Raw genomic sequence first — 16811 nt, 5'->3', positions numbered from 1 at the left:
TTCCTGCCGGGCGATCGGAGAGGTGAGGCATGGAGAACGACGACGCGGGCCCTGACGAGGCGGGTGCCGACGGCGCGGGTGCCCAGGACGCGGGTGCCGACGACGCGGATGCCGACGGCGCGGGTGTCGAGGACGCCGGCGCCGACGACGCATCGAGCCGCTGGGGCAAGAGCAGCTTCGACGACGTCTACCGTCGGGCCGACCCGCGCGCCTACTTCGCCCGGCTGGCGCCGCTGCACTATCAGGTCCCCCACCACGCCCAGCCGGTCTTCCGGGACATCCTGGCCGACCGGATCCGCGCCGAGCCCGCCGGCGGGCCGGTCACGGTGGTGGACCTGTGCTGCTCCTACGGCATCAACGCCGCCCTCATCAACCACGACCTCACCCTGCAGGACCTCTACGACCGCTACACCGGCTCCGGCACGACCGGTCTGTCCCTGAGCGAACTGATCGCCATGGACAAGGAGTTCTACGCCGAGCGCCGTCGCGCGGACGCGGTACGGATCGTCGGCATCGACGCCTCGCCCCGGGCCGTCGCCTACGCGGCGGCGGTCGGCCTGCTGGACGCGGCCTTCGCCGCGAACCTGGAGACGACGCCCGTCGGCGCGTCCCTGACCGACGCGCTCGCATCAGCGAGCCTGGTCACCGTCACCGGCGGCCTGAGCTACATCGGCCCCCGCACCTTTGACGCCGTCTGCGCACCGGCCCGAGGACGTGCCTGGGTGGCCGCGTTCGCTGTGCGCCCCGTCGACTACCGGCCGGTCGCGGACGCCTTGCGAAGACACGGCCTGGTCACCAGGGCGGCCGCCCGGCCCCACCGGCAGCGTCGCTTCACCGACGCCGACGAGCAGCAAAGGGTCCTGGCCAGGGTGCGCGCCGCGGGCCTGGACCCCACCGGCCTGGAGACGACGGGCTACTACTACGCCACCTTGTACCAGTCGCGCCCGGCCGCGGCCTGGCGCGGGCACAGAGACGACGGCACAGAACCTGAGTAGCGGTCACGGCGTACTGAGTAGGGGACTGAGTAGGAGCACTCAGGGCGCAGCAAGGGCGAACGGGGAGGCTGGGGCCATGACCACGCCACCCCTTGCCGTCCCGCCGCCGTCCTACCCCCCGTACCCCGGCCACCTGCCCGTGCCCCCGGTGCCTCCGGCCGGGCGCCCGCGCAACCGCCGGGCGGCGGTGACCGGTGTGGTCGCGGCGCTGGTCCTCGCGCTGGCCGGCGGCACCGCCACGGCGTGGTGGCTGCTGCGCGACGACGGTTCCCCGCTGGCGGGCCGGCCGCGCGTGACGGACAGCACGGCCGGTCTCTCCTACGCGGTACCCAAGGGCTGGGAGCACGACGAGAAGAAGGGGCTGATTGGGGCCTTCACCTCGTCGATCACGACGAAGGGCGGCGACAAGGACTCCGGTACGGCCCCCGACGGCGACGGGGACGGCCACGGAAGCGGCGTCGTGCTCGCCGGGCGGGGCGGCCCCGTACCGCAGTCCGAGCTGAAGCGGCAGACGGAGCGCGCGGCCCGGTCGAATGCGGAGTTCTTCTACCCGGACAGCAGGACGACGCTTGAGGAGTCCCGCGAGACCACCGTGAGCGACCGTCCCGCCCACACCGTGACCCTGACGGTGGACGCGGGCAAGCAGGGAACGGCCCACCTCCGCATGACCGTCATCGCAGCACGCCCCACCGCCTCGGCGTTCCTCCTCGGCCTCGCCCAGTCCGCGGGGACGCCCGGGCAGCAGGAGGTGGACGCGGTACTGGCGAGCGCCGCGGTGAAGTAGGCGGGCGGACGGGCCCCGGCACGGGGGCAGGGCCAGGCCGGGCGTCGGCCTGACCCCGCCCCCTCTCCGAGCCGTGAGCTCAACGGACGAGGGGCCTACGAGGCGTCGCCGTCCCACAGGTCGGTGCTGTGGGCAGCGACGAGGGCACCGATGCGGGCGAGGACGTCGTCCGCCGGTTGCGGCGCGAGCCGGCGCCCGTCACGCAGCCGCAGTGCGACGTGGTCGTCGGCTGCTTCCTTGGCGCCGATGACGGCCTGGTAGGGAACCAGCCGGGCCTCCCGGATGCGGGCGCCGAGGCTGCCGCGTTCCGGGCCGGCGACGTCGGCACGCAGCCCGAGGGCGGTGCATCGTCGGGCGAGCGCTGCGGCGTTCGGCAGCTCGGCGTCGGAGATCGGGAGGATCGCCAGCTGGCTGGGGGCGAGCCAGGCGGGGAAAGCTCCGCCGTGCTGCTCGATGAGGTGGGCGACGGCTCGTTCGACGCTGCCGATGATGCTGCGGTGGACCATGACCGGGCGGTGTTTGGCGCCGTCCGCGCCGATGTAGTGCAGGTCGAACTGCTCGGGCTGGTGGAAGTCGACCTGGACGGTGGACAGGGTGGACTCCCGGCCGGCGCTGTCGGTGACCTGGACGTCGATCTTGGGGCCGTAGAAGGCGGCCTCTCCCTCGGCCGCCTCGTAGGGAAGGCCCGAGCGGTCGAGGACGTCGGTCAGCAGGGCGGTGGACCGCTGCCACTTCTCGGGGGCGGCGACGTACTTCCCCCCGGGGCCCGGGAGGGAGAGCCGGTAGCGGGTCGGGGTGATGCCCAGCGCCTCGTACGCTCGGCGGATCATCTCCAGTGCCCCCTGTGCCTCCTCGGCGACCTGGTCCAGGGTGCAGAAGATGTGCGCGTCGTTCAGGTGGATGGCTCGGACCCGGGTCAGCCCGCCGAGTACGCCCGAGAGTTCCGAGCGGTACATGCCGCCGAGCTCGGCCATGCGCAGGGGCAGTTCGCGGTAGCTGTGGGAGCGGGAGCGGTAGATGACCGCGTGGTGCGGACAGAGGCTCGGCCGCAGTACGACCTGCTCACCGCCGAGGTCCATCGGGGGGAACATGTCGTCGCTGTAGTGCGCCCAGTGCCCCGAGAGCTCGTACAGCTCCCGTTTGCCGAGCACCGGGGAGTACACGTGCCGGTAGCCCGCCCGCCGTTCCGCGGCGCGGACGTACTCCTCCAGGACGTGCCGTATGGTCGCGCCGTCGGGCAGCCAGTACGGCAGTCCGGCGCCCAGCAGCGGGTCGGTGTCGAACAGGTTCAGTTCGCGGCCGAGTTTGCGGTGGTCGTGCATGGCGGTCTCCTCGTGGACATCGGGCGAGTGACCACAAGCCGAAGCCCCGGGGCACTCGCCCCGGGGCTTCGGACTGAGACATCTGTCAGCGCGCCGGGACACTCTCCGGCGTCGTCGTCATGGCAGCGCGCTTCATGCCGGGGACATTAGCAGGCCGTGGCGATGCCTGCTCGGTCTTTTTCGTCGACGAAAGTCGCCACGCGCGTACGCAACTTGGCTCACGTTCCGCACGAAGCGCGGCCCAGGGAGGCAGGTGTGCGGCCGAGGAGGGTGCGGGACGTGCGGGTCAGGTGGGCCTGGTCGGCGAAGCCTGCGGCGGCCGCCGCCGAGGCCACCGACGCGTGGGGCAGGCCGGCGACCGCGTTCCGCAGGCGTCCCCACTGCCGTAGCCGGACGAGGGGGACCCCCACCGACTCGCGGACCAGGGCCCGTAGCCGTGACGGCGACAGGCCGACCTCGGCGGCCAGCTCGCTGATCGAGCCGTCAGGTCCGGGAAGGGCGGCTGTCCGTACGGCGTGAGCCACCCTCTCGTCAAGGCGGGACGCGGGCGCGGCTCCGGTGAGAGCGATCAGTTCGCTGCAGGCCGCCGTCAGGTCGCCGGCGGCCGCGCCGAGCCCGTCGGCGTCACTCGGCCCGAGCGCAGCGAGCAGGCGTCGTACCGCGTCGGCGTCGAGCCGTACGAGCCCTGTGCCGGCGCGCAGGTGCCAAGGGTCGATGAACAGGGCGGCGTACGGGGACGTCACTGCGCAGGTATGGGTGAGTTGGGGCGGTACGACCAGGCCGGCCGCGGCGAGCGGCGGGTGGCCCTCCCGCCCGATCCGGACGTGACCGCCGACCGGCAGCACCACCTTCCACACCGGGTGGTGGTGGCGGGCGACGCCGGCCCCACCGGATTCGGCGAACAGCGTCGCCTCGGCACCGGTGGAGAAGACGAGCCGGCGATCGTTTTGTTCAAGCGTCCATGCGCGGGGCGAAGGGATCATCGCGCCATGCATGCTATCGCTGCCGTCGCGCTGGCGGTGTTCCTGATGGCCGTCGGGGTGCTGCACTGGGTGACCCCGGGGTACTTCCGTTCCCTGGTGCCGCCCTGGCTCGGTGCGGCCGCCCTGCTCGTGGCCGTCAGCGGAGCGGTGGAGGTCGGGGTGGCCGTGCTGGTCCTGGTGCCCCGGACCCGGGCAGCGGGCGGGTGGGCGGCGGCCGGGCTCATCACCGTGTACCTGGTCTCGCACCTCGACGCCCTGCGGCGCGCGCATCCCACACGTCCCGGTGTGCTGGAACGGCCGGCGGGCGCGGTCGCGCGGCTCGTGGTCAACCTCGGCTACGTCGCCTGGGCGGTCATGGTGGCGCGCGCACCGGCCTGACGCACACCGACGCCCCCGTCGACGCACGTCGACGCCCGCCGACGCACGCCGGCTCACGCTTGCGCACCAGAAATCACCGGAACTCACCAGAACTCACCGAAACCACATAGAGCGAGTCACGCCATGAGCCACCACCTCGTCGTCCTCGGAGCCGGCTACGCCGGTCTCGTCGCCGCCAAGCGCGCAGCCCGGCGGCTGCGCGACAGCGACGTCACCATCACGCTGATCAATGCCGGGGACCGGTTCGTGGAGCGCATCCGGCTCCACCAACTCGCCGCCGGACAGCACCTGCACGACCTGCCCTTGCTGGACCTCCTGAGCGGCACGCGGGTCGGACTCATCACCGCCCGCGTGTGTGCTGTCGATGCCGCTGCCCGCACCGTCCGCCTCGACGGTGCCCCCCACTCCGTCGGCTATGACACGCTCGTCGTCGCCCTGGGGAGCCGGCCACACCACGGCACGGTGCCGGGGGCGGCCGAACACGCCCACACGCTCGCCGGAGCGGGCGAGGCGGAGCGGCTGCACCGCCACGTGAGCCGGCTTGCGCCCGGCAGTACCGTCGCCGTGGTCGGGGGCGGCCTCACCGGCCTGGAAACGGCCTCCGAGCTCGCCGAGACCTACCCGGCCCTGCGGATGACGCTGTTCACCGCATCCGGCACCGGCGACGGGCTGTCACCGCACGCCCAGCGGCATCTGCAGCGCGCGCTCGACCGGTTGAAGGTCACCGTCCATTCCGGCACGCACATCACAGAAGTCCATCCGGGTGCGTTGTTGTCCGACGACGGCACGCCGCATGCCGCGGACGCCGTCGTCTGGGCCACCGGCTTCCGCGCCCCTTCTCTGGCGCGCGAGGCGGGGTTCGCCACGGACGAGCAGGGCCGGATGACGGTCGATCGAACCCTGTGTTCGGTGTCCCATCCCGAGGTGTACGGGGTGGGAGACGCGGCCGCGGGGCACACCGGAAGCGCCGGCATCACCCGCATGTCGTGCCAGACGGCCATGCCCATGGGACGTCAGGTTGCCGACGTCATCGCCGCCCGCCTGACCGGCCGCGAACCGGAGCCGGCCCGGGTCAGGTACGTCTTCACCAACATCAGCCTCGGCCGTCACGACGGCATCGTCCAGTTCACCCGGGCCGACGACAGCCCGCGCGCCGCGGCACTGACCGGCCGTACCGCGGCGGCCTTCAAGGAGGCCGTGGTGCGGAGCACCGTCCTGGCCATCCGCCGCTGTTGACGGGGCGACCGGCTGACGGGCTGACGGGCTGTCCGGCTGTCCGGTTGCAGGCCGGCACCCGGGCGCAGGTGGTCAGTCGACGGGCGGGACCAGTCCCAGTGACCGGATCAGGTCTCGCATCTCGTCGCGGTAGAGCGCCCCGGGCGCGAAGGCGACGGGGGAGAGGTGACCGTAGAGCTCAAGCGCCAGCAGGCCGTGCATCCGCCCCCAGGTGCGCAGGGCCAGAGCCACCGCCTCGGGGGGCAGCCCGGGGTGCTCGGCCCGGACGTGGGCGCCCAGCTCCTCCCCGAAGTCGGACCACTGGTAGGAGGTGTGGCCGTGGGCGGCCCGGGCGTGCGGCCATGCGGCCGCGATCAGGGCGGTCAACCCGGCGCAGGCACGGGCGCGTGCTGCGGCTCCGGGGCCGCCTTCCGGCGGCCGGTAGCCCGGCACGGGGTCGCCGTAAACGAGGCGGAAGCCCTGGGGGTTGGCGAGTGCCCACGTCCGCAGCGCTCCGGCCCATGCCTGCACCCGGCCGGCGGCATCGTCGGCGGGCCGGGCGTCACGGGCCGCTTCCACGGTGTCGACGAGGTCGGTGTACACCTCGCCGACGAGCGTGGTGATCAGGTCGTCGCGCGTGGCGTAGTAGCCGTAGACGGCCCCCGCCGTCATGCCCATCTCCCGCGCGATCGCCCGCAGGGAGATGGCGTCCGGACCGCCCTCGGCCATGAGCTTCAGCGCGATCGTCTTGATCTCCCGGGCCGTCTCGGCCCGCAGGCGTTCCCGTCGGCTTCTCGTCACGTTACCCACCGTTGACACTTTACGGCACCGAGATACTATCTGCCGTATGGAAACTGAACGCCGTGTAGTAAATGCACGGCGTCCATCAAGGAGGGGGAATCCCATGGACATCGGAGTGCTGGGGGCGACCGGCCTCATCGGCCGGGCGGTCGTGGCGGAGGGCCTGCGTCGGGGTCATGCGGTCACCGCCGTCACGCGGGACGCCGCACGCGTGCCGGCGGACCGCGGCGGTGCGACGTGGCGGGTTGCCGACGCCGGCGACCCGGAGGGTGCGTCCCGGGCCGTCGCCGGTCTGGACGTCGTCGTGAACGCCATCGCCCCCGGGGGTGACATCGCCGACCAGATCGCCCACGCCGACGTACTGCCGGCCACTGCCTCCGCGCTGCTGAAGGCGCTGGAGCGTCACCCCGCCACCCGCCTCGTCGTGGTCGGCGGCGGTGGCAGCCTGGAGTCGGCGCCGGGCGTACGGCTCCTGGACGACGAGGAGGGATTCGCGCGCGTCCTGACGGACGTTCTGCACGTCCCCGCCGAGTACCGCAAGGTCGTACTCGCCCACGCCGAGGTCCTGGACCTGTGCCGCCTGTCGGACCGCAACTGGACCTACCTCAGCCCCTCGGCCGGCCGCATCGAACCCGGCGAACGCACGGGCCGCTACCGGTCGGGCGGCGACCAGGTGCTTCCTTACGAGGAGGGCGCCGGCGACATCTCCACCCAGGACCTTGCCGTGGCCCTGCTCGACGAGATCGAAAACCCCCGTCACATCCAACGCCGCTTCACGGTCGGCTACTGACGGAGGGGGGCCGCTTCGTCCTTCACGGCCCGCCGGCCGAACGGGCTTCCGGGCTCTGGCCGGGATTCGGTTGTGCATGCGGGGCGGTGCGTAAGGCTGGTCGACTCGTCGCTTAATGGGATGGTTGTTGCGTTCGTCCCATTACCTGTGATGGACGTCAGTGGTCTCCTGGTGGTGTTCCGTCGCGGGCCGGGGTGTCCGCGTCGCACGGACCTTGGGGAGGACCCAGGAATGATGCGATCGATGATCAGACGCGTGTGGAGGCCGGCAGTCGCCGCTGCGGTGGGCGTGTGCGCCTTCGTGGGGATGGCGGCGCCCGCCCCTGCCGCACCGCAGCCGCCGCAGGCCCGGGCCGCTGCTTCGGGCTACCTGAACCTTCACCAGTGCATGTACTACTCGTCGTCGGCCACCAATCACTTCAGCACGGTGGTGCCGAGCAGTGACGGGCGGTTCGCGGCGGGGACGAACGTCTCCGGTACCGCGGATTCGCAGGTGTCCTGTGGTGCGGGTGACGGGAACTATCAGGTCGTTCCGATCCTGTCGGGCGTCAAGGCGTTGAACCTCGCCTCGGGGCGCTACGTGAACATCCACCAGTGCGTGTACTACTCGTCCTCGGCGACGAATCACTTCACGACGGTGGTGCCGAGCAGTGACGGGCGGTTCGCGGCGGGGACGAACGTCTCCAACACCGCGGATTCGCAGGTGTCCTGTGGTGCGGGTGACGGGAACTACCAGCTCGTCCCCATCCTGTCGGGCGTCAAGGCGCTGGACCTGACCTCCGGGCGCTACGTGAATCTGCACCAGTGCATGTACTACTCGTCCTCGGCGAGCAATCACTTCAGCACGGTGGTGCCGAGCAGTGACGGGCGGTTCGCGGCCGGGACGAACGTCTCCAACACCGCGGACTCGCAGGTGACCTGCGGCGCGGGTGACGGGAACTACCAGCTCGTCCCCATCCTGTCGGGCGTCAAGGCTCTCGCCGTGACCTAGCCGGGCCGGCGAGCGCCGTTTCGTGGCGAAGGCCCCTTCACCCGAGGGTGGAGGGGCCTTCCCCGTGTGTCACGCGTCGTGCCTGGGCGGCGCAGAAGGCTTTCCGGAGGAGTTCGCCGAATTCGGCGGGGTGCGTGGTCAGACCGGTGTGTCCGCCGGGGAAGTGCAGGAGTTCCCTGCCGAGGCGCTCGGCCAGGAAAGCGGCGGAACGGTAGGGCAGCTCACCGCGCGAGTCCTGGCCGCCGGCGAGCACGAGCCGGTCCGACAGCTCCTGCAGCCGGTGGGCGTCCGGGGCGTAGGCCATGAAGCCGGGCACGATGCGCCCGACGAAGTACGGCAGGTTGGCCATCGTCTGCTCGGCCCGCGCCGCTGCCTGCGGGGGAAGCGTGGTCGCGGCCTTCGGCCCGGTGGTGTCGCCGTCCCTCTTCAGCCCCGCAGCGAACACGGCCATCGCCGGCATGGGCCCCTCTGCGTGCAGGGTCTCCTGCACGCGTGCGATGAACGCGCGATGTTCGGAGGCGTCCGGCAGGACCTCCACCACCGGCGGCTCGTGGGCCACGAGCCGTTCGATGCGGTCGGGGTGGGCGGTGAGCAGGTGCAGGGCGGCGATCGCGCCCGAGCTGGCACCGAACACCCGGGCGGGCTCGTGGGGCGAGAGCAGTTCCAGCATCCGGAACGCGTCGTCGGCGTGCTCGGCCACATGCTGCTCGGCTTCGGCGGCGTCGAGCGTGCTCCGGGACATCCCGCGCGGGTCGTAGGTCGCGACCGTGTACTCGGCGGCCAGGGCGTCGGCGATGCCGTCGAAGGCGGCCGCACCCCCCGCCCCGCCGGGGATCAGCAGCAGGAGCGGGCCCCGGCCACGTACCTCGTAGTGCAAGGTCGCGCCGTTCACGCGCAGGGTGCCGGTGGTCGGGGCGGTCATGAGGGTTCTCCTTCTCGGGACGGAGGCCAGTGCTCCAGGAGGGTGTGCAAGGCGTCGAGGGCGCGGACCCAGGAGTGCTGCGGCGAACGCTTGTGCGCGAAGCTGCCCGTGGCCTCCAGGGCGACGAACCCGTGGAACGTGCTGCGCAGCAGCCGGACCGCGTCGGTCAGATCGGGCTCGGCCAGGCCGTAGCCGCGCAGCATGCCGTAGGTCAGCTCGATCGCACGCCGCGGTCCGGGCGCCTGTGCGGCCAGCTCGGGGTCGATCTGGATCGGGGTCTGCGTGGCCGCGTAGCGGCCCGGATGCCGGTGGGCGTACTCCCGCCAGGCGTTCGCGAACGCGACCAGCGCGTCCTTGCCCGCACACCCGGCGGTCGCCTCCGCGATGCGGAGCGTCTTCTCGTCCGCTGCCAGCAACGCGATCCGCCCGCGCAGGTCCTCCAGGTTGCGGACGTGCGTGTAGAGGCTCGCGTCCTTCACGCCGAGTCGCCGCGCCACCCGCGCCATGGTGACCTGGTCGAGCCCGACCTCGTCCGCCAACTCGGCGGCCGCGATCGTCACCCGCTCCGCGGTCAGTCCTGCCCGTGCCATGAGCCCTCCGCTCTCCTAGGCGTCCTAGGTTAAACCTAAGGGTCCTAGGTTTGCAACGGGTGCAGATGCAGCTCGCGGCCGGCAGACGGGTGACGTCCGCGTCGGCGGAGCACGGCGTCACCCGCTCACCCGCATCTGCGGGCCGCGCCGACGCGCCCGGCTTTTACTGTCCTTGAGGCCGACGACAGCCGATCGTCGAAGGTGCCATGGCCGAAGTCCAGGCCGCCGCCACCGGAACAGCAGACGCCGCACCGCTGCTGTCCGTTGGCGACCGCTGGGAAGGATTCCTCGACGAACTCCAGGCGGGAGCCGACCCCAACGCCCTGGACACCCCTGGCACGACCTCAGCGAAAACAATCGAGCTCAAGTCGGCCAACTGATCACCGTCGGCGCCGCCACCGCCGACGGCAAAAGCCTCTTCGGCATGAACCTCGCAGTCCACGTCGCTCTCAAGCGCAAGGCCCGCCCTGGTCGCCGGCATGGAAATGAGCGGCAACGAACTGATGACCCGTCTCGCCGCCGCCGAAGCAGGCGTCAACCTTGACCGACTCATCCGCCGCAAGCTCACCGAAGCCGACTGGGGACGCATCGCCAAGGTCGCCGACCAGCTCGCCACCGCCAAGAACTCCGTCCTCGACGACTCCGCCAACCTCACCCTGTCCAAAATCCGGGCCCGCATGCGATGGATGACCTCCCGCGGCAAACACCCCCGCCACCGTCGTCGCCGACTACCTCCAGCTCATGCCCCCTGAAGGCGGCAAAGCATCCGACAGCCGGGCCGTCGGACCTCGTGGCAGTCGTCTCCTCGGTGCCGCCGCTCGTCGTGGCCACATGCTCCACATGGCGGCCGTGCCGGTCGACGAGCTGCCTGCGGCCGACCGCAGGCGGGAGCTGGAGGAGGCGGCGAGCTTCTTCGCAACCGAGGTTGAGGAGTCCCTCCACCTGGCAGCGCGCCAACTCCTTGATGCGACTGTTCGAACCTCAGCCGCTCGCAAGGAGCGAGCCGGCAGCGGCGAGACCCCGCAGATCCGAGGGAGGCCGGAAGGCGGTTCCCCTCCATGTCGTGAAGAAGATGGTAGCCGTCATGAAGGCTGAAGGGGCGGCGATCAACGGCAAGACGCCGGCAGGGCGTCTGGGCTGTTCCGAACGGTCGGCCTATCGCTACCTCGGCGAAGTAAGAGCCGCCTGACCGCCGAACCGGCGAAGCCCCCCTCGCCGGTCGGGCTTCGCCAGCCCGGCGGTTGAGCCCGGGCCGGCGCGGCCGGCCTCGGCCTCGAGCTCTGTCACCAGTGGGTGAGGTCCACGGCGCGGGAACAGTGCGGATCGGAGTCGTCCGCCGTCCAGCGCTCCTCTTCGGTAATCAGGGAGGGCAGGGCCGCAGTCAAGGCAGTGATGGCGCCGGACAGCCGCACGTCGGTGGCTACTACGCCGGGGGTCTCCGTTGTGTCGAGGTAGAGACGGAACCGGTCCTGCCCCGTGAAGAGGAAGCCGCGTAGACGTGTGCTCGACTGGTCCTCGATGAAGGGGCAAGCGATGGTGCGAAGAATCCTCAACGCGTTGTCGTCCGGGGTGTCAGCGGCTGGTTCTACGTCGGTCTGCTCCACGCGGACGAGCCTCATGCCCATCATCGTGCTGACGCGATCATTGGGGTGGAAGTGGGTACCCGTGAGCACGGAGCGCAGGATTCCGATGATGTCGTAAGCGGTCAGCAGACCATCGTCTGTCCGCAAAGGGATCTCGTAAGCGATCAGCTCGTCCGGTGCGCAGGCGTGCTCACTTCCTGTGACGATGCGGATGGCCTCGGCCGGTGGCGGTACGGGGAGGACGCCTCGGATGAGCTGAGTGCCGGCAAGAGGGGCGTGGATGTGGTGGAGCAACAGGCGGGTGATGTCCGCCTGCTGCTCGCCGATCTCTTCATGCATGAATGTCACTCGTTGAGCCAGTTGGGGCACTTGTTCATGCCCTTGCAGTAGGCGGTGATGACGCCGATCTTCTGTCCGTCGCCTGCATCGTAGCGGCCGTCAGCGGTCTTGCGGGAGTACTGGGCGATGACGATGATGCGGACGTGGCGGCCTCCGTTGATGGCGTCGCCCCAGTATTCGAGCCGGTCGCCGTTCTTCTTGTCGACCTTGCCGGAGAGGGCGGCGTTGACGGCTCTGCACGTCTTGATGTTGTGCGGTCCGGAGAAGTGGTTCCAGCCGAGTTCGGAGTTGCCGAACCGTGTAGGTATCTTCCGGCCGTCCGGGTCGGTCTGCTGGCACTTGACTCGCGTGTTCCAGGAGGGCCCTGCGTGTGCGGGTGCCGCCATGGTGGCGAAGAGAGCGGTCGCTGCGATGGTTGTTACCGATAGCGCTGCGAACTTCTTCATGACTGGACCATGACACCTCCCCCGTTGGGCGTCGAGCCGGTTTTGCGACAGTGGCGACGGAGGGAGAAGGAGCGGCTTGGGTTGTGGAGGAGCACGCTCGCGTCAGTGGTGGTCTGCGGAGCCGCGGATTTCGCCGCTACAGCAGCTGCGTGAGAAAGGGGCTTCGGATCGCCTGAAACGACCCTGAAACCGTGGCAGTTACGAGCTCTTATGGTGTGCACAAGTAGGTTCGGCGACGGCGCACGGTCCGCGACAGGCCAATAACCCGAACGCGGCGCTCGTTCGGCCGAATGACCCGAGCCCATTCCTCATCAACTCAGGTCTTCCGCCGCCAGGGTTTGGGCGTCAGCGGTCGGCCTCTCGGTAGACCCCGGCCGATCGGTCAACGGTTTTCCTTGCCGCTGCCAGCCGTGCTGCCGTTGCGGGCCGGGAGGCCGACTGCGCGGCATCGAGCGCGGCGTGTAGCTCGGGCAGCAGCGTCAGGGCCGCCTCGATCAAGTCCTGGGACACCTTCGGGTCGGCCTGTACGGCGCTGAACGCCTCCAACGGGGCAGCTGGCGAAGATCAAGAACCCAGAGCCTCGTGACGACCGCGAGCATGTTGTGGCCGCGCGCCTGCTGGAGGCTGCCGAGGACACGCCTCGGCGTACGGAGACGACAAGCGCATCTGCGTTTCGTCACCGACACGGGAGTCGCCTCCCGTGTAGTAGGCATGATCAATGTCGATGAGTTCGGGCGTCACTTGCAGCCCGGCGGCCCTGATTCCTGCCGACACCCAGCTGCCTCGCACGAGCCCGCTACCTGGTTTTGGTCCGACCCGGTCTTGGTGGGTCAGCGGGCGAGGGAGACGGCGAAGGGCTTGAAGCCGTTTCGGCGCAGGATGTGGGGCACGATCAGGATCATGGCTTCGGTGGCGCGGGCTGTGACGATGTCGCCGAGGTCCTCGATCCGTTCGGGCTGCCAGCCCAGGTCGCCGAGCAGGCCGGTGACGGTCCTCTTCGCGTGCTCGCTGTTGCCCGAGAGGTAGACGGTCGGTGGGGTGGCCAGGGTTTCGGGAGCGGTCATGACCATGAACAGCATGGTGTTGAGGGTCTTGACCACATGAGTGCCGGGGAGCGCGGCCTGGAGCTTCTCGGCAAGGCTGCTGCCGGGATAGCACAGATCTCCGGGCAGGCCGTCACCGGCGTCGCGGGTGGCGTTGGAGACATCGATGAGGATCTTGCCGGAGAGCTCGGCGCGCAGGTCGGTGAGGCGCTCCAGGGAGCTGTCGCCGGGCGTCGCGTTGATCACGATGTCCGTGGTGCGGGCAGTGGTGCGCTGGTCGGCGAAGGCGATCCGCGGGGCGAGCCCAATGGTGCGGGCGGCGGTGTCTTCGGGGCTCCGGCCACCGAGGGTGACATGGTGTCCGGCTGCGGAGAGCTTGCCGGCGAGGTTGGTGCCGACGCGGCCGGCGCCCAGGATGCCGATGCTGGTCATGAGTGATGCTCCTTGCGGTATCGGGGTGGGGAAGGGCGGAGACGTCCGGTCAGGCGATCGGCGAGAGGACCTTGAGGGCGGCGCCGTGGATGCCGGGGGCGGCGGCCAGGAAGTCGCGGCTGCCGGTGTTCCAGGGTTCGCCCGTCAGGTCGGTGACGGTGCCTCCGGCTTCGGAGACCAGCAGGGCGCCGGCGACCAGGCCGGAGCGGACGTCGGAGAACTGCCAGAACGCGTCCATGCGTCCGGCGGCGACGTGGATGAGCTGCATCGTGGCGGGAACGGACACGCGCACGACCAGGCCGTTGATGAGCATGGCGGTGACGGAGTCACCGATCCGCCGGAAGGTGCGCTCGTCCTCGCCAGGCTTGGCCTGGCCGGTGCCGATGAGCGCGGCGGCCAGGTCGGTCTTGGCGGACACCTCCAGGGGCCGGTCGTTGAGGCGGGCACCACCGCCGGCGACGGCGGTGTAGGTGTCGCCGGTCAGCGGCAGGTGGACGACGGTGAGCACCGGCTGGTTGTCGCGGACCAGGGTGGCGGTGACGGCCCAGTCCTCCATGCCGTGGACGTGGTTGATGTTGCCCTCGGCGGGGTCGACGACCCACCACTCCCCGGGTGGGAGCGCGCCGCCGGCCAGCTCGTCCTCGGCCCACTGCGACCCTTGCCGGGCCCGCAGCAGAGGTTCCCGCAGCACGTCCAGCACCGCGTCGTCGTTGGCGTGGATCTCGCCGACGACCTCGTCCAGACTCACGCCCCGGGCGTGCGAGGTGTAGCGGTCGCGCAGCGTGACGCCGGCGGCCTTCACCGCAGCGGTCACGTCGGACAGGAGCGTCGCGTCGGCGTTGAAAGGCATGACTGTGCTCATGGTGGGCTCCCTGGGACCGGTCGAAGCGGGGCGGTTGTCTCGCCCCGCACTTCGAAGGTAGGCCGCCTGACCATTAACAACAAGTGCATGCTTTTCATTTGTAGAGTTACTCTCATGCAACTGGATCTGAACCTGCTCACCGCCCTGGACGCCCTGCTGGAAGAAGGCAGTGTCGCCGGCGCCGCAGCACGCCTCCATGTCACCTCACCGGCGATGAGCCGCTCGCTGGGCCGCATCCGCAAGGCCACCGGTGACCAGATCCTGGTCCGTACCGGCCGCAGCATGGTCCCCACCACCCGCGCGCTGGCCATGCGCGCCCAGGTCCACGCCCTCGTGCAACAGGCCCACCAACTTCTCTCCGCACAGCAGGAACTCGACCTGGCGGCTCTGGACCGGGTGTTCACCGTGCGCTGGCACGACGCCCTGACCGCAGCCTGCGGCACCGCCTTGACCGCGACCGTCCACCATCAGGCCCCCGGCGTCCGCCTGCGCCTGTCCGCCGAACCCGGGACGGACGACGCCGAACTGCGCCGTGGTGAGGTCGACCTCGAATCCAGCTCCAGCGCTCCGACGTTCCCCGACATCCGCCACCGCCTCGTCGGCAGGGACCGGCTGATCGTTGCCGTCCGCCCAGGCCACCCGCTCACCGAAGGCCCGCTGAGCCTCGAGCGCTACGCAGCCGCCGAACACCTCACCGTCTCGCGGCGCGGAAACCTGCGCGACCCGATCGACGACGCCCTGACCACACACGGCCTCGAACGACGCGTTGTCGCCGCCGGGCCCACCGCCACCTTCGCCCTGCAACTCGCCCTCGACACCGACCTGATCGTCACCCTCCCCGACGCGGTCACCCGCACGGCTCGGAAACAACTCGGCCTGACCACGCTGCCGCCACCACTCCCGCTACCCGACGTCCCCCTGTACCTGCTGTGGCACCAGCGCTACGACAACGACCACGCCCACACCTGGCTGAGAGAGCTGGCCACCGAAATCGTCCAGGCACTGTTCGCACCACCGAACGCCTCTCAACAGCCTCCCACCAACCGGACCAGGCCGTGACGGATACCTCCGGGGAAGGGCATGCGGCAGCTGACTCCCGTTCTCGTGAACATCACCTATTCGTGCAAGCGTGCGGCTCTCAATCTCACGTCGAAACGACGTCGCAAGTCGGGTTCTGGCTCAGCTTCTGTTGGTGCGGCCACGCTGAGTGACGGCTGAGCGTCTGTGGCCGGCTCGGCAACTTGCCCGAAAGTCAGCCGCGACCGCCAGGCCGGAAGACCTTTTCACCGGCCCGTGGCAGAACCGAACCTCCGTACTCGGCGAGTACAAGACCTACCTCGATGACCGCTGGAACGACGGCTGCACCAACGCCTGGAAGCTCTGGGAAGAGATCGTGCCACTCGGCTACAAGGGCAGCTACCAGCGCGTCCGCGCCTGCTTGCGCAACAAGCGCACCTCACCGCGACCCGTGACCGCACGACCTCCCTCTCTCCGGGCTGTCGCCGGGTGATTCTCCGCCGTCCGGAAACGCTTGGCGAGACCGAACAGCTCCAGCTCAAGACCGTCCGGGCTCACTGCCCCGAACTGGACGCCCTCACCCGGCACATCCGCACCTTCGCGACCATGCTCACCGAACGCCAAGGCGAGCGTCTGCAGGACTGGCTCGACGCCGTCCGACAAGACGAGCTGCCCAGCCTCCACACCCTCGCCGCAGGCATCGACCGCGACCGCGACGCCGTCATCGCCGGCCTCACCCTGCCCTGGAGCTCAGGCGCGGTCGAAGGACATGCCAACCGGATCAAGATGCTCAAGCGCCAGATGTTCGGCCACGCCGGCTTTCAAGTGCTCGGCAAGCGGGTTCTCCTCGCTCCGTAATCCAGTCAGGACCAGGCGCGGCACGGACATACGATCGGGACGTGACGATCAAGTACGAGTGGCGGGGTGACTTCGACAACGCCTCCCTGAACGCGCTGCATGCCGACGGCTTCGGCCACCCGGTCACTCAGACCGACTGGCGAGAACGGCTGCAGCGCCACAGCCTCGGCTGGGTCTGCGCATGGGAAGACGGCTCTCTGATCGGCTTCGTCAACGTTGTCTGGGACGGCGGAGCTCATGCCTTCATCCTCGACACGGTGGTCGCACAGCCCTGCCGGTCGAGAGGAGTCGGAGCCGCGCTCGTCGCAGCTGCCGCCAAAGAAGCCCGTGTCGCGAAGTGCGAGTGGCTTCACGTCGACTTTGAGGAGCACCTGCGTTCGTTCTATTTCAATGGCTGTGGCTTCAAGGAGACGGCAGCCGGACTGATCGCCCTATAACGCGGTGGACCAAGCCCTTCGCCC

The 16811-nt window shown here is 70.1% G+C and carries 21 protein-coding genes and 1 pseudogene; 12 read left to right on the top strand and 10 right to left on the bottom strand.

The annotated features are described in order from the left end of the window. Positions 1-29 precede the first annotated feature (29 nt). The gene (locus IE182_RS10385) at positions 30-995 is read left to right on the top strand and encodes a hypothetical protein (RefSeq protein WP_190109403.1); all 966 of its coding nucleotides are present in this window, start codon (positions 30-32) and stop codon (positions 993-995) included. A 76-nt stretch (positions 996-1071) separates the two neighbouring features. Then, positions 1072-1779: a hypothetical protein gene (locus tag IE182_RS10380; RefSeq protein ID WP_190109402.1), complete on the top strand. Its 708-nt coding sequence runs from the start codon at positions 1072-1074 to the stop codon at positions 1777-1779. Between the two features lie 95 nt (positions 1780-1874). Here the strand turns inward: IE182_RS10380 and thrS are convergent. Beyond that, positions 1875-3107, bottom strand: a pseudogene (thrS, locus tag IE182_RS10375) (threonine--tRNA ligase); the annotation flags it as partial. Between the two features lie 212 nt (positions 3108-3319). Then, complete coding sequence (locus IE182_RS32010) at positions 3320-4084, bottom strand: helix-turn-helix domain-containing protein (protein ID WP_229844713.1); 765 nt, start codon at positions 4082-4084, stop codon at positions 3320-3322. A gap of 6 nt (positions 4085-4090) precedes the next feature. Between IE182_RS32010 and IE182_RS10365 the strand changes: the two genes are divergently transcribed. Together IE182_RS10365 and IE182_RS10360 are read left to right on the top strand one after the other, a co-directional pair. After that, complete coding sequence (locus tag IE182_RS10365; RefSeq protein ID WP_190109400.1) at positions 4091-4462, top strand: DoxX-related protein; 372 nt, start codon at positions 4091-4093, stop codon at positions 4460-4462. A gap of 123 nt (positions 4463-4585) precedes the next feature. Continuing rightward, positions 4586-5698 (top strand): NAD(P)/FAD-dependent oxidoreductase, encoded by a 1113-nt coding sequence (locus IE182_RS10360; protein WP_190109399.1) that lies wholly within the window; start codon positions 4586-4588, stop codon positions 5696-5698. Positions 5699-5770: 72 nt separating this feature from the next. On the opposite strand, the gene IE182_RS10355 is transcribed toward IE182_RS10360, so the two are convergent. Then, positions 5771-6478: a TetR/AcrR family transcriptional regulator gene (locus IE182_RS10355; RefSeq protein WP_308432099.1), complete on the bottom strand. Its 708-nt coding sequence runs from the start codon at positions 6476-6478 to the stop codon at positions 5771-5773. Between the two features lie 103 nt (positions 6479-6581). On the opposite strand from IE182_RS10355, the gene IE182_RS10350 reads away from it, so the two are divergent. After that, positions 6582-7268, top strand: coding sequence for an NAD(P)-dependent oxidoreductase (locus tag IE182_RS10350; protein ID WP_190109397.1), 687 nt, complete (start codon positions 6582-6584; stop codon positions 7266-7268). A gap of 243 nt (positions 7269-7511) precedes the next feature. Next, complete coding sequence (locus IE182_RS10345) at positions 7512-8258, top strand: hypothetical protein (RefSeq protein WP_190109396.1); 747 nt, start codon at positions 7512-7514, stop codon at positions 8256-8258. Between the two features lie 37 nt (positions 8259-8295). Here the strand turns inward: IE182_RS10345 and IE182_RS10340 are convergent, their stop codons facing one another. Both IE182_RS10340 and IE182_RS10335 read right to left on the bottom strand, forming a co-directional pair. Then, positions 8296-9180 (bottom strand): alpha/beta fold hydrolase, encoded by an 885-nt coding sequence (locus IE182_RS10340; protein WP_190109395.1) that lies wholly within the window; start codon positions 9178-9180, stop codon positions 8296-8298. Next, positions 9177-9770: a TetR/AcrR family transcriptional regulator gene (locus tag IE182_RS10335; protein WP_190109394.1), complete on the bottom strand. Its 594-nt coding sequence runs from the start codon at positions 9768-9770 to the stop codon at positions 9177-9179. The genes IE182_RS10340 and IE182_RS10335 overlap by 4 nt, the downstream gene beginning before the upstream one ends. Before the next feature lie 206 nt (positions 9771-9976). Between IE182_RS10335 and IE182_RS10330 the strand changes: the two genes are divergently transcribed. From IE182_RS10330 to IE182_RS32435, 3 genes are all read left to right on the top strand, one after another. Further along, the gene (locus tag IE182_RS10330) at positions 9977-10150 is read left to right on the top strand and encodes a hypothetical protein (protein WP_190109393.1); all 174 of its coding nucleotides are present in this window, start codon (positions 9977-9979) and stop codon (positions 10148-10150) included. A gap of 105 nt (positions 10151-10255) precedes the next feature. Beyond that, complete coding sequence (locus IE182_RS10325) at positions 10256-10522, top strand: DnaB-like helicase C-terminal domain-containing protein (protein ID WP_190109392.1); 267 nt, start codon at positions 10256-10258, stop codon at positions 10520-10522. Positions 10523-10833: 311 nt separating this feature from the next. Next, positions 10834-10959 (top strand): hypothetical protein, encoded by a 126-nt coding sequence (locus tag IE182_RS32435; protein ID WP_268249613.1) that lies wholly within the window; start codon positions 10834-10836, stop codon positions 10957-10959. A gap of 94 nt (positions 10960-11053) precedes the next feature. Here the strand turns inward: IE182_RS32435 and IE182_RS10320 are convergent, their stop codons facing one another. From IE182_RS10320 to IE182_RS10300, 5 genes are all read right to left on the bottom strand, one after another. Next, positions 11054-11692, bottom strand: a complete 639-nt coding sequence (locus IE182_RS10320; RefSeq protein ID WP_190109391.1) for a hypothetical protein — start codon at positions 11690-11692, stop codon at positions 11054-11056. A 5-nt stretch (positions 11693-11697) separates the two neighbouring features. After that, positions 11698-12138: a hypothetical protein gene (locus IE182_RS10315; protein WP_229844711.1), complete on the bottom strand. Its 441-nt coding sequence runs from the start codon at positions 12136-12138 to the stop codon at positions 11698-11700. Between the two features lie 345 nt (positions 12139-12483). Next, a complete protein-coding gene (locus IE182_RS10310; RefSeq protein ID WP_190109390.1) occupies positions 12484-12636 on the bottom strand; it encodes a hypothetical protein in 153 nt (50 codons plus the stop codon). Between the two features lie 332 nt (positions 12637-12968). Further along, the gene (locus IE182_RS10305) at positions 12969-13613 is read right to left on the bottom strand and encodes an NADPH-dependent F420 reductase (protein WP_190109389.1); all 645 of its coding nucleotides are present in this window, start codon (positions 13611-13613) and stop codon (positions 12969-12971) included. A 49-nt stretch (positions 13614-13662) separates the two neighbouring features. Then, the gene (locus IE182_RS10300) at positions 13663-14475 is read right to left on the bottom strand and encodes an inositol monophosphatase family protein (RefSeq protein ID WP_190109388.1); all 813 of its coding nucleotides are present in this window, start codon (positions 14473-14475) and stop codon (positions 13663-13665) included. A 114-nt stretch (positions 14476-14589) separates the two neighbouring features. Between IE182_RS10300 and IE182_RS10295 the strand changes: the two genes are divergently transcribed. The 3 genes from IE182_RS10295 to IE182_RS10285 all read left to right on the top strand — a co-directional run bounded on the left by IE182_RS10295 (position 14590) and on the right by IE182_RS10285 (position 16787). Then, on the top strand, positions 14590-15534 hold the full coding sequence (locus IE182_RS10295; RefSeq protein ID WP_190109387.1) for a LysR family transcriptional regulator: 945 nt from the start codon (positions 14590-14592) through the stop codon (positions 15532-15534). Between the two features lie 447 nt (positions 15535-15981). Beyond that, on the top strand, positions 15982-16350 hold the full coding sequence (locus tag IE182_RS10290) for a transposase (protein WP_190109386.1): 369 nt from the start codon (positions 15982-15984) through the stop codon (positions 16348-16350). Between the two features lie 41 nt (positions 16351-16391). Continuing rightward, on the top strand, positions 16392-16787 hold the full coding sequence (locus tag IE182_RS10285; protein ID WP_190109385.1) for a GNAT family N-acetyltransferase: 396 nt from the start codon (positions 16392-16394) through the stop codon (positions 16785-16787). Positions 16788-16811: the final 24 nt, after the last annotated feature.

The sequence above is a fragment of the Streptomyces cinnamoneus genome (assembly GCF_014650495.1).
In the GTDB taxonomy this organism is placed as follows: Bacteria; Actinomycetota; Actinomycetes; order Streptomycetales; family Streptomycetaceae; genus Streptomyces; species Streptomyces cinnamoneus.
Note: the sequence above shows the minus strand (reverse complement) of the source record. Positions and strands in the feature narration are given on the sequence as shown.